At 72.4% G+C, this 12,692-nt stretch carries 14 protein-coding genes; 4 read left to right on the top strand and 10 right to left on the bottom strand.

What is annotated here, in order from left to right:
• Positions 1-27 precede the first annotated feature (27 nt).
• A complete protein-coding gene (locus tag ACZ6TU_RS11010; protein WP_467673645.1) occupies positions 28-1,821 on the top strand; it encodes a glycoside hydrolase family 15 protein in 1,794 nt (597 codons plus the stop codon).
• A 5-nt stretch (positions 1,822-1,826) separates the two neighbouring features.
• A complete protein-coding gene (locus ACZ6TU_RS11005) occupies positions 1,827-2,582 on the top strand; it encodes an SDR family oxidoreductase (RefSeq protein ID WP_469547805.1) in 756 nt (251 codons plus the stop codon).
• Between the two features lie 23 nt (positions 2,583-2,605).
• Here the strand turns inward: ACZ6TU_RS11005 and amaP are convergent, their stop codons facing one another.
• Genes amaP through ACZ6TU_RS10980 form a run of 5 tightly spaced genes read right to left on the bottom strand, consistent with a single transcriptional unit; the run spans position 2,606 to position 5,000 of the window.
• Positions 2,606-3,184, bottom strand: coding sequence for an alkaline shock response membrane anchor protein AmaP (amaP, locus tag ACZ6TU_RS11000; RefSeq protein WP_467673649.1), 579 nt, complete (start codon positions 3,182-3,184; stop codon positions 2,606-2,608).
• Between the two features lie 5 nt (positions 3,185-3,189).
• On the bottom strand, positions 3,190-3,885 hold the full coding sequence (locus ACZ6TU_RS10995) for a DUF6286 domain-containing protein (protein ID WP_467673651.1): 696 nt from the start codon (positions 3,883-3,885) through the stop codon (positions 3,190-3,192).
• Entirely contained in the window at positions 3,882-4,295 is a 414-nt protein-coding gene (locus ACZ6TU_RS10990; RefSeq protein WP_467673653.1) for an Asp23/Gls24 family envelope stress response protein, read from the bottom strand. The genes ACZ6TU_RS10995 and ACZ6TU_RS10990 overlap by 4 nt, the downstream gene beginning before the upstream one ends.
• Positions 4,292-4,474, bottom strand: a complete 183-nt coding sequence (locus ACZ6TU_RS10985; protein WP_467673655.1) for a hypothetical protein — start codon at positions 4,472-4,474, stop codon at positions 4,292-4,294. The genes ACZ6TU_RS10990 and ACZ6TU_RS10985 overlap by 4 nt, the downstream gene beginning before the upstream one ends.
• A 49-nt stretch (positions 4,475-4,523) precedes the next feature.
• Positions 4,524-5,000 (bottom strand): Asp23/Gls24 family envelope stress response protein, encoded by a 477-nt coding sequence (locus tag ACZ6TU_RS10980; protein ID WP_467673657.1) that lies wholly within the window; start codon positions 4,998-5,000, stop codon positions 4,524-4,526.
• Between the two features lie 87 nt (positions 5,001-5,087).
• On the opposite strand from ACZ6TU_RS10980, the gene ACZ6TU_RS10975 reads away from it, so the two are divergent.
• Positions 5,088-5,804, top strand: a complete 717-nt coding sequence (locus ACZ6TU_RS10975; RefSeq protein WP_467673659.1) for a nucleopolyhedrovirus P10 family protein — start codon at positions 5,088-5,090, stop codon at positions 5,802-5,804.
• A 78-nt stretch (positions 5,805-5,882) separates the two neighbouring features.
• On the opposite strand, the gene ACZ6TU_RS10970 is transcribed toward ACZ6TU_RS10975, so the two are convergent.
• From ACZ6TU_RS10970 to ACZ6TU_RS10960, 3 genes are all read right to left on the bottom strand, one after another.
• Positions 5,883-6,686 carry an enoyl-CoA hydratase/isomerase family protein gene (locus ACZ6TU_RS10970; RefSeq protein ID WP_467673661.1) on the bottom strand — a complete coding sequence of 268 codons (804 nt, stop codon included), beginning with the start codon at positions 6,684-6,686 and terminating at the stop codon, positions 5,883-5,885.
• 108 nt (positions 6,687-6,794) lie between these two features.
• Entirely contained in the window at positions 6,795-7,013 is a 219-nt protein-coding gene (locus ACZ6TU_RS10965) for a helix-turn-helix domain-containing protein (protein WP_010037790.1), read from the bottom strand.
• A gap of 351 nt (positions 7,014-7,364) precedes the next feature.
• Complete coding sequence (locus ACZ6TU_RS10960; RefSeq protein WP_467673663.1) at positions 7,365-8,963, bottom strand: ABC-F family ATP-binding cassette domain-containing protein; 1,599 nt, start codon at positions 8,961-8,963, stop codon at positions 7,365-7,367.
• A 248-nt stretch (positions 8,964-9,211) separates the two neighbouring features.
• Here ACZ6TU_RS10960 and ACZ6TU_RS10955 point away from each other — a divergent pair, with 248 nt between their 5' ends.
• Positions 9,212-9,625, top strand: a complete 414-nt coding sequence (locus ACZ6TU_RS10955) for a VOC family protein (RefSeq protein WP_469547799.1) — start codon at positions 9,212-9,214, stop codon at positions 9,623-9,625.
• Between the two features lie 23 nt (positions 9,626-9,648).
• Here the strand turns inward: ACZ6TU_RS10955 and ACZ6TU_RS10950 are convergent, their stop codons facing one another.
• Complete coding sequence (locus tag ACZ6TU_RS10950) at positions 9,649-10,974, bottom strand: hypothetical protein (protein ID WP_467674406.1); 1,326 nt, start codon at positions 10,972-10,974, stop codon at positions 9,649-9,651.
• 343 nt (positions 10,975-11,317) lie between these two features.
• Positions 11,318-12,445: an alpha/beta hydrolase gene (locus tag ACZ6TU_RS10945; RefSeq protein WP_467673667.1), complete on the bottom strand. Its 1,128-nt coding sequence runs from the start codon at positions 12,443-12,445 to the stop codon at positions 11,318-11,320.
• Between the last annotated feature and the right edge of the window lie 247 nt (positions 12,446-12,692).

Here is a 12,692-nt window from a genome sequence, read left to right as displayed (position 1 = left end):
CGCCGACTTGCCGGGAACCCGCACTCCGTGCACCCGAGCATCGAGGACTACGCGCTCATCGGCGACGAACAGACCGCTGCCCTGGTCGGCACGGACGGATCCGTCGACTGGCTCTGCCTGCCCCGCTTCGACTCGGCCGCCTGCTTCGCCAAGCTGCTCGGCGACGAGGACAACGGCTACTGGCGCATCGCCCCCGTGGGGGCGGACCGGTGCACCCGGCGCGCCTACCGCCGCGACACCCTCGTCCTGGACACCGAGTGGGAGACCGAGCAGGGAGCGGTCCGGGTCACCGACCTGATGCCCCAGCGCGACCAGGCGCCCGACCTCGTACGCGTCGTCGAGGGCCTGGACGGCGAGGTGACGCTCCACAGCGTCCTCAAGCTGCGCTTCGACTACGGCTCCATCATCCCCTGGGTACGCCGGGCCGACGGCCACCGCGTCGCCGTCGCCGGACCCGACTCGACATGGCTGCGCAGCGAGCCGGAGGTGCGCAACTGGGGCGAGGACTTCGGAACACACGCGGAGTTCACGGTCCGGAAGGGGGAGAAGGTCGCGTTCGTCCTCACCTGGCACCCCTCCCACGAGGAGCGCCCGCCGCTCGTCGACCCGTACGAGTCGCTGCGCCACAGCGTCGACGACTGGCGGGCCTGGGTGTCGCGCTGCCGCTACGACGGACCGCACCGGGACGCCGTCGTCCGCTCCCTGATCACCCTCAAGGCGCTCACCTACGCCCCGACCGGCGGCATCGTCGCCGCCGCCACCACCTCACTGCCCGAGGAGCCGGGCGGGGTGCGCAACTGGGACTACCGCTACTGCTGGCTGCGCGACTCCACCCTCACCCTGGGCGCGCTGCTGGCGGCGGGCTACCAGGAGGAGGCCGAGGCCTGGCGGAACTGGCTGCTGCGCGCGGTCGCGGGCGACCCTGCGGACCTCCAGATCATGTACGGCGTGGCGGGCGAACGACGGCTGCCCGAGTTCGAACTGCCGTGGCTGTCCGGCTTCGCCGGGTCCGCCCCCGTACGCATCGGGAACGACGCCGTGAAACAGTTTCAGCTGGACGTCTACGGCGAGGTCATGGACTCCCTGTCCCTGGCCCGTATCTCGGGCCTGTCCGCCCAGCCGGACGTATGGGCGCTGCAGACGGCCCTGATGGACTTCCTGCGCACCCACTGGCAGCAGCCGGACGAGGGGTTGTGGGAGGTGCGCGGCGGCCGGCGCCAGTTCGTGCACTCGAAGGTGATGGTGTGGGTCGCCGCCGACCGTGCCGTACGCACCCTGGAGCGCCATCCGGAGCTGGACGGCGACCTGGACGGCTGGCGCGCACTCCGTGACGAGGTGCACCGCGAGGTGTGCGACAAGGGCTACGACCCCGAACGCAACACGTTCACGCAGTCCTACGGCTCGCGCGAACTGGACGCCGCGCTGCTGCTCATCCCGCGCGTCGGTTTCCTGCCGCCCGACGATCCACGGGTGATCGGCACCATCGACGCGGTCCGCAAGGAGCTGGACCACGGCGGCTTCCTGCGCCGCTACACCACCGCCGACTCGGACCAAGCGGACATCGACGGACTGCCCGGCTCCGAGGGCACCTTCCTGGTGTGTTCGTTCTGGCTCGCGGACGCCCTGCACATGACGGGCCGTACGAAGGAGGCCCGGGAGCTGTTCGAGCGGCTGGTGGGGCTCGCCAACGACGTCGGTCTGCTGTCCGAGGAGTTCGACCCGGTGAGCGGCCGGCAGCTCGGCAACTTCCCGCAGGCGTTCAGCCACATCGGTCTGGTGAACACCGCCCTCGCCCTGTTCGGTGAGGACGGGGCAGGATAGGGACCATGGATCTTGGACTGAAGGACCGGGTGTACGTCGTCACCGGGGCCACCCGGGGCCTCGGCAACGCCTCCGCGCGTGAGCTCGTCGCCGACGGAGCGAAGGTGGTCGTCTCGGGGCGGGACGAGAAGAGTGTCGCGGACGCGGCGGCCGAGTTGGGCCCGAACGCGGTGGGGGTGGCCGTCGACAACGCCGACCCCGAGGCGCCGGCCCGGCTGATCGGGGCCGCGCGGGAGCACTTCGGCCGCTTCGACGGTGTCCTCGTCAGCGTGGGAGGGCCGTCGGCCGGGTTCGTCGCCGACAACACGGACGAGCAGTGGCAGGCGGCGTTCGAGTCGGTGTTCCTGGGTGCGGTGCGGCTGGCTCGCGCCGCGTCGGCCGAGTTGGAGGCCGGGGGTGCCATCGGATTCGTGCTGTCCGGGTCGGTGTACGAGCCGATTCCGGGGCTGACGATTTCGAACGGGCTGCGGCCGGGGCTGGCCGGGTTCGCCAAGTCGCTGTCCGACGAGCTGGGGCCGCGGGGGATTCGGGTGGTCGGGGTGCTTCCCGGACGCATCGACACGGATCGCGTGCGCGAACTGGACGCGCTGTCGGCGGATCCCGAGGCGACCAGGGCGGCGTCGGAGTCGCGTATTCCGTTGCGGCGGTACGGGGCGCCCGAGGAGTTCGGGCGGGTGGCGGCGTTCCTGCTGTCTCCGGCGGCTTCGTATCTGACCGGGGTCATGGTGCCGGTGGACGGTGGGGCGCGGCACGGGTTCTGAGCGCCGTGTGCGTACCGGGTCAGTCAGCTCACTCTCTCGGCACCGTGCTTGACCCCCCGCAGCCGTACCTCCGCCGGCAGTGACGCAAGGCCCGCCGATGTTCTGGCGTGGGTCAGGGCGCCGGTCGTCAGGTCGTGCAGAGCCGTGCCCGGGTCCACGTGCGGCTCCAGCCCGAGCCGTACATGGGCCTCGGGGGCGCTGCGGCGGCCCGACAGGTGGGCGTGGGCCCGGTCGACGCCGTCGACCTGGGACGCATCCTCGGTGAGGGCGTTCTCCAGGGCCCGTCCGCGCAGCAGGGCGCCCTCGCCGTCGCCGGTGTCCACGAGGACCTCGGCGAGGCGGCGTCGGCGGAGTACCGCGACCAGCCGCCACAGCGCGAGCAGCATCAGAACGGCGAGTACGGCGATGACGGCCGGCCACCACCAGCCGTCGTCCCGCCAGCGGGTGCGTTCGGCGTTGCTCAGCAGCACGTCGTCGCTGCTGTCGTGGATCCACCACGAGGGTGCCGGAGCGCCGAGGCCGACGGCCAGTACGGAGCCGCCCAGCACCAGCAGGACGAGGCCCACGAGCCCGAGGAACAAGCGGTTGACGACCCTGAGCATCGCTGTCACTCCTTCCGGCCGGGCCGCCGCACGCGCACCGACAGCGCGGGCGGCCGGGAGAGTCCCAGTCCGCGGACCGCTTCGGTGAGCACGGCGTCCAGGTCGGTTCGTACCTCGTCCAGTTCACGGAAGTGCGACGCGGCGCGGACGACCGCTCTCCTCCGGCGCACCCGCACCCGCACCGCCTGCACGCCGGCCACCTCCATGGCCCGGTCGCGCAACGCGGTCGCGGCGGCATCCCGGTCCAGTCCGGCGCGTACGTCGGCGTGCGTACGCCGCATCGGGAGCACGTCCCGCAGGCCTGGCGTGGCGGCCAGGACCAGCAGCCAGAGCCCGAGGGCTGCGGCGATCCCGGCCCCGACGAGCACCCAGAAGTCGTCGAGGGGCCGTTCGGCGAGCTGCCGGGCCAGCTCCCGGCGCCAGCTCATGACGGGCCGGTCGGCGCGCACGGACGCGATGTCGTACAGGAACAGTCCGGCGAGTCCCAGGAGCAGCAGGGCGACGATGCCCGCCGGGACGCGGCGTGCCGACCAGAAGCGGCGTTCGCGGCCGCCTTCGCCGTCGAGTACGGGCGGCGGTCCGTTCCCGGCCGCCGGCGCGGACCGGTCGGGTCCGGTGCCGGTCTCCGACGTGTCGAGGACCGGCAGGCGCTGTGTGGCGCCCTCGGGCTCGGGCGGTTCGGTGCCGCGGGGTTCGCTCATCGCGTCCTCCCCTGTACCGCGCCGGGCCCGGCGACCAGGTGCAGCCGCTCCACCTGGACGACGACCTCCGGCACCTGCATTCCCAGCAAGGCGCCCACCCGTTCGACGACTTGGCGACGGACCTGGCGGCAGCGCGCGCCGACGTCGCAGGGGTAGTCGAGCTCGACGTGGACCCGGACGTGCGCGACCTCGACGGGGGTCCCCCCTCCTCGAGAGGAGCCGAGGCGGACCACGACGGTGGCGGACGGCCGGCCGGCGTCGGGCGGCAGCGTTCCGACGGCCTCGCGGGCCGCCTGCGAGGCGATCTTCGCGACCACCCGGTCGGCGATCCGGGTCGCGCCGCGCTCGCCCGGCGGGACGGCGGTCAGGGGGCTGTCGAGCTCACCGGCCCCCGCGCTCACGCTGGTCACCGCCGCCGTTCACGGGAGCGGAAGAAGTCGCCGAAGTCCATGTCCCCCTCCAGGAACCGGCCGACGACGAATCCGACGGCGCCCAGCGCCGCCACCAGCAGGAAGGCGCCGAATCCGCCGAAGTACCCGGCGAATCCCAGTGCCATGCCGGCGATCATGCCGGCGACGGCCATGCTCATGCTGCGCTCCTCGGCTCCTCGGTAGCTGCGTTTTCCGTTGGCAGGTGCCTCACTGGATCCGGCGCTCCGGTTCCTCTTCCTCCTCGTCCGGCAGCTTCACGTCGCTCACCGCGATGTTGACCTCGACGACCTCGAGGCCCGTCATCCGCTCGACGGCGGTGATGACGTTCTCCCGTACGTCCCGGGCCACGTCGGCGATCGACACGCCGTAGACGACCACGATCTCCAGGTCGAGTGCGGCCTGCACCTCGCCGACCTCGACCTTCACCCCGCGCGACACCGACTTCGCGCCGCCGGGCACGCGGTCGCGCACGGCTCCGAAGGTGCGGGACAGGCCGCTGCCCATGGCGTACACGCCGTCCACATCACGTGCGGCCAGCCCGGCGATCTTCTCCACGACGCCGTCCGCGATGGTCGTACGCCCCCGGGAGCCGGGGTCTCCTCCCCCGCCACGCTTGGTCAGCGGACTCCTGCGTGCCGCCGCCGTCTCGGTCTCCCCGCCCCGGTTCTCGGTCATGTCAGTCATCGCCGTACGTCCTTTTCGGGTGTCGTCCTTCGACCACCGTAAGCACGGTTGCGTGGTTATGCGCCTTTGATGCGGCAGGCTGGAGGAATGACGGCCGATCGGTGGACGCAGGCAGTGAGACATCAGCTGGGCCTCGGCAGGCTCCTGCCGCTGGGTGACGCGCGGGACGGCGCGTGGATCGCCGAGCGGGCGGCCGAGGTGGTGCTGCGGCGCGCGGCACGGGACTCTCCGGGCGTGCGCCTCGAAGCGCTCCGTGTCGCGCTCGCCGATCCGGCGGACACCGGGAGCCCGGCCGTTCCGGCTCCGCCGAGCGCTCTGCCGCCCGGGCCGCTGCGGGTGACGGCGGAGTTCGCGGCCACGGCCTCGCAGCCGCTGCCGACGACGGCGTCCCTGCTGCGGGCCACGCTGGCGACGGCCGCGACGCAGCGGCTCGGTCTGACGGTGACGGAGGTGGATCTGCGCGTGACGGGCCTGCTGGACGAGGAGGCGGAACCGCACGGCCCCGCCGAGCGTCTCCCCGAGCCGCCGCGCGCCGCGCAGGCCGAGGGCGAGGACGAGAGCCGCGTCGCCGCCGCCGCACTCAAGGTCCCGGGCGTGCTTCACCTGACCGGCGCACTGGGCCACCCCGTGCACATCGAGGAGTTCCCGGGCGAGGCCGCGCTGCCGCACCGCCACGTCCGGCTGGAAATCGCGGTGCGCGAGGACCACCGGTCCCGGGACGTGGCGCGCAACGTCCGCACAGCGGTGCGGACGACACTGTCTGACCACCCGACGGTGGCGGTCCTGGTGAGCGGGATCGGCTGAGGGGCGGCGCCCGCCGTGGTCGCGGGCACCGCACAGTCGGCGGCGGCTCGCCTGATGACGCCAGGAAGCCTCCCCGGCTCAGTCCTCGACGCCCGCTAGATCCCGCAGACGGCGGGCCTGGGCCTGACGCTCCGCGCCGCGCTGATCCTCGTAGGTGCGGTCCTGGGCGCCGCGCAGCAGTGCCTTGGTCTCGATGACCGCGTCGCGGGGCGCGGCGAGCACGGCCGACGCGAGGTCGCGGACCGTGTCGTCGAGTTGGCCGACGGGCACGGCCACATTGGCCAGCCCGGTGTTCACGGCCTCCACGGCCGTGACGAAGCGCCCGGTCACGCAGATCTCCAGCGCGCGGGCGTATCCGACGAGTCCCACCAGCGGATGTGTGCCCGTCAGGTCGGGCACGAGTCCGAGGCTGGTCTCGCGCATGGCGAACTGCACGTCGTCCGCGACGACGCGCAGGTCGCAGGCGAGGGCGAGCTGGAAGCCCGCCCCGATGGCGTGCCCCTGGACGGCGGCGACGGAGACGATGTCACTGCGCCGCCACCAGGTGAACGCCTCCTGGTACTCGGCGATGGTCGCGTCCAGCTCGGCGTCGCTGCCACGCGCGAGGTCGATGAACGACGGTTCCCCGTCGAAGCCCTCGGGCGTGAACGCCTGCCGGTCGAGACCGGCCGAGAAGGACTTGCCCTCGGCCCGCAGCACCACGACGCGGACGGAGCCCGGCAGCTGCCGCCCGGCCTCGGTGAGCGCCCGCCACAGAGCGGGGCTCTGCGCGTTGCGCTTGACCGGGTTGGTCAGCGTCACCGTGGCGATCGCGTCGTCGACGGTGAGCCGTACGCCGTCCTTGTCGAGTACGGGAACGAGGTCCTTGTCGGGCGAAGCCATGGAACGCCTCCGATGTGTGCGGTCAGCTAAGTGACTGCACAGTAACCACCCGGGCGATCAGTCGACCGACCGGGTGGCCACCATCGAAGCCGAGGGGCCACCCGGGAGTCAGGCCGTGGCCTTTTTACCCCGCGTCGCCCCGCCACGCCCTCGCAGCGTGACGCCCGACTCACTGAGCATGCGGTGCACGAAGCCATACGAGCGGCCGGTCTCCTCGGCCAACGCCCGGATGCTCGCACCGGCGTCGTACTTCTTCTTCAGGTCTGCCGCGAGCTTGTCGCGCGCGGCGCCGGTCACCCGGCTGCCCTTCTTCAGAGTCTCGGCCACCCGTGCCTCCTCATGGGAAGTGCGCTCTGGTCTCCTCATGATCACCCCTCCGGGCCTTGATGGCCACCCATTCGGCAAGGTCCGTGAGACAAGGTTGTGACGACGGGAGCGCGTCCCCACAAGTGGAATATGCAATTCCGCAGAGTGGCATCCGCACGCCCGAACGGATTGCCAGGGGAAATGCCAGGTCAGAAAGGCGTCGCGGCCGAGCCCGGAAGAATCGGGGCTCGGCCGCGAAATCGATGTAGGACACACCTCGGTACGAGGAGATCTCACACAGATGATGGATCACCGCTAGGCCGAATGATCCATACGCCGTTGATCACGCGTTCGATCAAGCGGCACTGACGCTCAGGCCAGGGCGACGAGATCCGCGTAGTCGGCTCCCCACAGGTCCTCGACGCCGTCGGGCAGCAGGATGATCCGCTCCGGCTGGAGCGCCTCGACGGCGCCCTCGTCGTGGGTGACGAGGACGACCGCGCCCTTGTACGTGCGCAGCGCGCCGAGGATCTCCTCGCGGCTGGCCGGGTCGAGGTTGTTGGTCGGCTCGTCGAGGAGCAGCACGTTCGCCGAGGACACCACCAGGGTGGCTAGCGCCAGGCGGGTCTTCTCGCCGCCGGAGAGGACACCGGCGGGCTTGTCGACGTCGTCGCCGGAGAACAGGAACGAGCCGAGCGTCTTGCGGACCTCCACCAGGTCCAGGTCGGGGGCGGCCGAGCGCATGTTCTCCAGGACCGTGCGCTCCGGGTCGAGGGTCTCGTGCTCCTGCGCGTAGTAGCCGAGCTTCAGGCCGTGGCCCTTGATGACCTCGCCGGTGTCGGGTTCCTCGGCCCCGCCGAGAAGGCGGAGCAGGGTCGTCTTGCCCGCGCCGTTGAGGCCGAGGATGACGACGCGCGAGCCCTTGTCGATGGCGAGGTCGACGTCGGTGAAGATCTCCAGCGATCCGTAGGACTTCGACAGGCCCTCGGCCATGAGCGGGGTCTTGCCGCACGGGGAGGGCTCGGGGAAGCGCAGCTTGGCGACCTTGTCGGACTTCCGCTCGGCCTCCAGGCCGGCCAGCAGCTTGTCCGCTCGGCGGGCCATGTTCTGCGCGGCGACGGTCTTGGTGGCCTTGGCCCGCATCTTGTCGGCCTGCGAATGCAGCGCGGAGGCCTTCTTCTCGGCGTTCTGCCGCTCACGCTTGCGGCGCTTCTCGTCAGCCTCGCGCTGCTGCTGGTAGAGCTTCCAGCCCATGTTGTAGATGTCGATCTGGGAGCGGTTGGCGTCCAGATAGAACACCTTGTTGACGACCGTCTCGACCAGGTCGACGTCGTGGGAGATCACGATGAAGCCGCCGCGGTAGGTCTTGAGGTAGTCGCGCAGCCAGATGATCGAGTCGGCGTCGAGGTGGTTGGTCGGCTCGTCGAGCAGCAGCGTGTCCGCGTCGGAGAACAGGATCCGGGCCAGCTCGATACGGCGGCGCTGACCGCCGGAGAGCGTGTGCAGGGGCTGGCCGAGCACCCGGTCGGGCAGGTTGAGCGCGGCGGCGATGGTGGCGGCCTCGGCCTCGGCGGCGTACCCGCCCTTGGTGAGGAACTCCGTCTCCTGCCGCTCGTACTGCTTGAGCGCCTTCTCGCGGGTGGACCCCTGGCCGTTGGCGATGCGCTGTTCGTTGTCGCGCATCTTGCGGATCAGTACGTCGAGGCCGCGCGCGGAGAGGATGCGGTCGCGGGCGAGGATGTCGAGGTCGCCGGTGCGGGGGTCCTGCGGGAGGTAGCCGACCTCGCCGGAGCGGGTGATGGTGCCGCCGGCGGGCATGCCCTCGCCCGCCAGGCACTTGGTGAGGGTGGTCTTCCCTGCGCCGTTGCGGCCGACGAGGCCGATGCGGTCGCCCTTGGCGACACGGAAGGTGGCGTTTTCGATGAGGACGCGGGCACCGGCGCGCAGCTCGATACCGGAGGCGGAGATCACGGACAGACTCCAGGGCGGATACGGGGGCGGGATGGGCGGCTGAGGACGTTCCCGCCGTCTAATGCGCGAGGAGAAAGGCCATAGGGGACAGTCTAACGGGGCGGTGCAACCACTTTTTCTGCGTGCGGGTGTTCGATTGGTCTCGCCCGGTCTCGTCCCGCCGGGTCGTTGTCAGTGGTGGGTGCGAGACTGAGCAGCAGAACCGGATCACCGGATTTACGGCGGCCGAACACAAGGGAGTGATCGGTATGGCAGGCACGTCCGGCGGGCGTCCGAGCATCTACCCCACGCTGCTGTACGCCGACGCGAAGGCGGCGATCCGGCAGCTCACGGAGGCCTTCGGCTTCACGGAGCTGTCGGTGTACGAGGGCGAGGACGGCGCGGTGATGCACGCCGAGCTGGTGCAGGGCAACGGCGCGGTGATGGTCGGCAGCAAGGGCCGCGGCGGCGTGTTCGACGCGGCCATGAAGGACGCGGGCACCACCGGGGTGTACGTCGTGGTGGACGACGTGGACGCACACCACCGCCGCGCCCTGGATCACGGCGTGGAGATCCTGATGCCCCCGACGGACCAGGACTACGGCTCGCGGGACTACATGACCCGGGACCTCGAGGGCAATGTGTGGAGTTTCGGGACGTACGCGCCCGACATAGCGGGCTGACGGCCCACAGCGGCGGGCGCGGGCTAGTTGCCTCCGGTGTGCACCTGGAACGCGGCCCGGCGTACGGCCTTGGCCAGGGCCGGGTCGGGGTGTGCCGCGGCGAGGGCAACCAGGACCTGCACGGTCCGCGGGTGGCCCACGGCCCGCACCTCGTCCAGCAGCATCGGGATGGTCGGCTGCACGGCGGACTCCAGATGGCGGACGAGCAGCGGGGCCTCGCCGTGGTCGGCGACGGCGGCGGCGGTGTCCACCCACAGCCAGGTCGCCTCCTCCCGGGTGAGGACCTCGTGGGCGTCCTCGGGGTCGACACCGTCGTGCTCGGCCAGCCACAGCAGTGCGTACGGCCTGAGCGTCGGCTCGGCCAGCACGGCGCGGACGTCCGGCTCGGCGGGGGCGCCGACCACCCGCAGCGCCTCGAAGGCGAGGCCGCGCAGCAGGGCGTCCTCGCCGCGGGCGGCGCCGAGGAGTTCGGTGACGGCGCTGCCGACGGGGCGGGCGGCGAGCCAGGCCCGGTACTCGGCGCGGGCCGCGTTCGGGCGCAGCTGGGCACAGCCGCGGAGCATGTCCTCGGCCGCCTGCTCGATGTTCCCGGCGGGGCTCTGCGCGGCGACGCAGATCTGCTCCAGCTTGACCCAGACGGCCCAGCTGCCGAGCGGGGTGAGCGTGGCCTGGCCGTCGCCGTAGGTGAGAGCGCCGACGGAGGCGAGGGCGCGCAGGGCCCAGTCGAGGAGCGGGGCGAGCGGGGCGTCGGTGGCTGCCGGTTCGGCCGGCGGCTCGGGCTGCGGGCCGTAGGGGATCTCGCAGCGTGCGGTGCGCAGCTCGGTGACGCGCTGCTCCAGGAGGTCGAGGAGCTGCTCCACGGGGACGGGCCCGGCGGACAGCTGGAGGAACGAGAGCGCCTGCGGCATCGCCGAGACGACCTCGGCGACAGCGGCGAGCTCGTGGTCCTCGGGTTCCGGATAGGCGAGCGACCATGCGTCGAAGAGGGCGACCCAGCCGCGCAGTACGGCACTGTCGTCGCGGTCCCACGCGCGCAGCCGCCAGCCGGGGCGGGCGCTGTCGCCGTGCACCTCGACGAGACCGGCGAGACGGGCGGTGTCCCAGTCGGCTCTGACCTGATCCGGGGTCAGACCCAGCTCGCGGGCGGCCCGTTCGGCGGTCGCGGCGGAGAGGGTGGCCTTGCCGTCGGCGGTGGCGCTGCCCCGGCCGGGGCCGAGCTCGGTGTCGGCCCAGCGGGCGACGCGGGCCGCGTCGGCAAGACCTGAGCGTGCCATTCTGGCCAGCTCCGCCGGTGCCGGGGTGCCCTCCGGGGGGCGCGGTGCGGGGCGGCGCGAGCGCCGCTGGTTCATCGCTCTGGGGGCGGCGGCCAGGGGTCGCGGGCGGACGAGTCGAAGCCTGGAGTCGCGCGGGATACGGGACGTCACGGGGGCAGTCTTCCGGTTGACGGTCCGAAAACCCAAACGGAATGTCACGGCGGGCGACGGGGATGGCCAACGCACGGGGTCCCGTGAGTGGTCGAGGGCCGCAAACAGGCCAGTGGTACGACGCTAAACGGAATCGTCGCGACCGGTCGGCGGGGAGCGGGACGGGACGTGGTTGCGACGGGGCGAAGGGGGCGTGAACGGGGGGTGCGTGACGCATCGGCGGCAGATCGCCCTCTTCACGGGGTCACTGGAGCGGATATGAACGGGGTCACATGAGAGGCGTCAGGAAGCGCCGCAGCGCCTCCTCGTAGGAGTTCGGGTCGGCGTTCCACATCGCTCCGTGGGGAGCGTTGCCGACGGTGCGGAGGGCGACCATGTCGGGGCGGGCTTCGGCGAGCCGGCGGGAGAGCTGCCAGGGGGCCACGGTGTCGTCCGGTCCGTGGAAGACGAGCGCCGGGATCCGGAGCCCGGCGGAGGGGTCCGTGCCCCCGACGCGGTCGCCGTACAGGCCGGTGCGCCCCTGTGCGGCGCGGACCGCCAGGGGCAGCAGCGCGCCCGGGGTGCGGCGGGCCGCGGCGAGGGCGCGCACGGTGGCCTCCCAGCTGAGCACCGGGGAGTCCAGGACGAGCCCGGAGACGCGGTCGCGCAGCCCCGAGTGGGCGGCGGCGCGCAGGGCCATGGTGGCGCCGGTGGACCAGCCGTGCAGGACGACCTGCCGGGCGCCGAACCGCACGGCGTAGCGGATCGCCGCGTCCAGGTCGCGCCACTCGGTCTCGCCGAGGTGGTTCAGGCCGTCGGGCGGGCGGGGTGCTCCCACGTCGCCGCGGTAGGCGAGGGCGAGCACCGGGAAGTGGTTGCGGTGCAGGAACCCCATGACGTTCATGGCGAGTTCCCGGGTGGCGCCGAGTCCGTGCACGGCGATCACCCAGGTGTCCCGCGCGCCGGGCACGAACCACGCGGGCAGGGCGCCGAGTTCGCCGGGGATGTCGATGTCGGCGTGTTCGAGGCCGAGGGCGGCGCTCGGGTTGCCCACGTACAGGTTCGGGGTGAGCCAGGCCTTGTCGCCGGGTTTCAGGGTTCCGTGCGTGACCCGCTCCAGGCGGCGTACGACGGTGTCGGCGGAGTGCGGGGCGTCGGCCAGAACGGGGCCGACGACCGCGTGGGAGCCGTTGCCGGACAGGCCGTAGCGGCCGGGCCGCAGGGCGGCCAGGTCCCGGGTGAGGCTGATCTGCCCCGCGGCGGTGCCGTGCACGGTGAGCCGGGGTTGGGTGGGCAGGGGCCGGCCGGGAGGCGCCTTGAGCGCGGCGTCACTGGCGAACCGCCCGGCGGCCACGGCGGCCGCGCCGACTCCGATCACGGCGGTGACGGCGGCGGCCGTCGCTCTGGCAGTGCGCACGGCTCCAGTGTCCTGGCGGACCGGGCGAGCGACCAGTGGGAGGCAGCGGCGGGGTGACGGGGTGGGAAGCCGGGTGGGGCGTGGGTAGTCGGCGGGGGCGGCTGTGCTGGAGGGCGGGACGCGGGCGGGGCGGCGGCCTCATGGTGTGCCCGGAGGACAGGGTGCCCGTATCGGCGGCCGACGGTGTGGTGGCTGGGCGGGCAGGGCGCCCGTGTCGGCGGCGTCACGCCTGCGCCCGGAGGGTGGC

It is taken from the genome of Streptomyces sp. NPDC052064, assembly GCF_055585925.1.
This window is presented reverse-complemented; position numbering and strand designations above follow the sequence as displayed.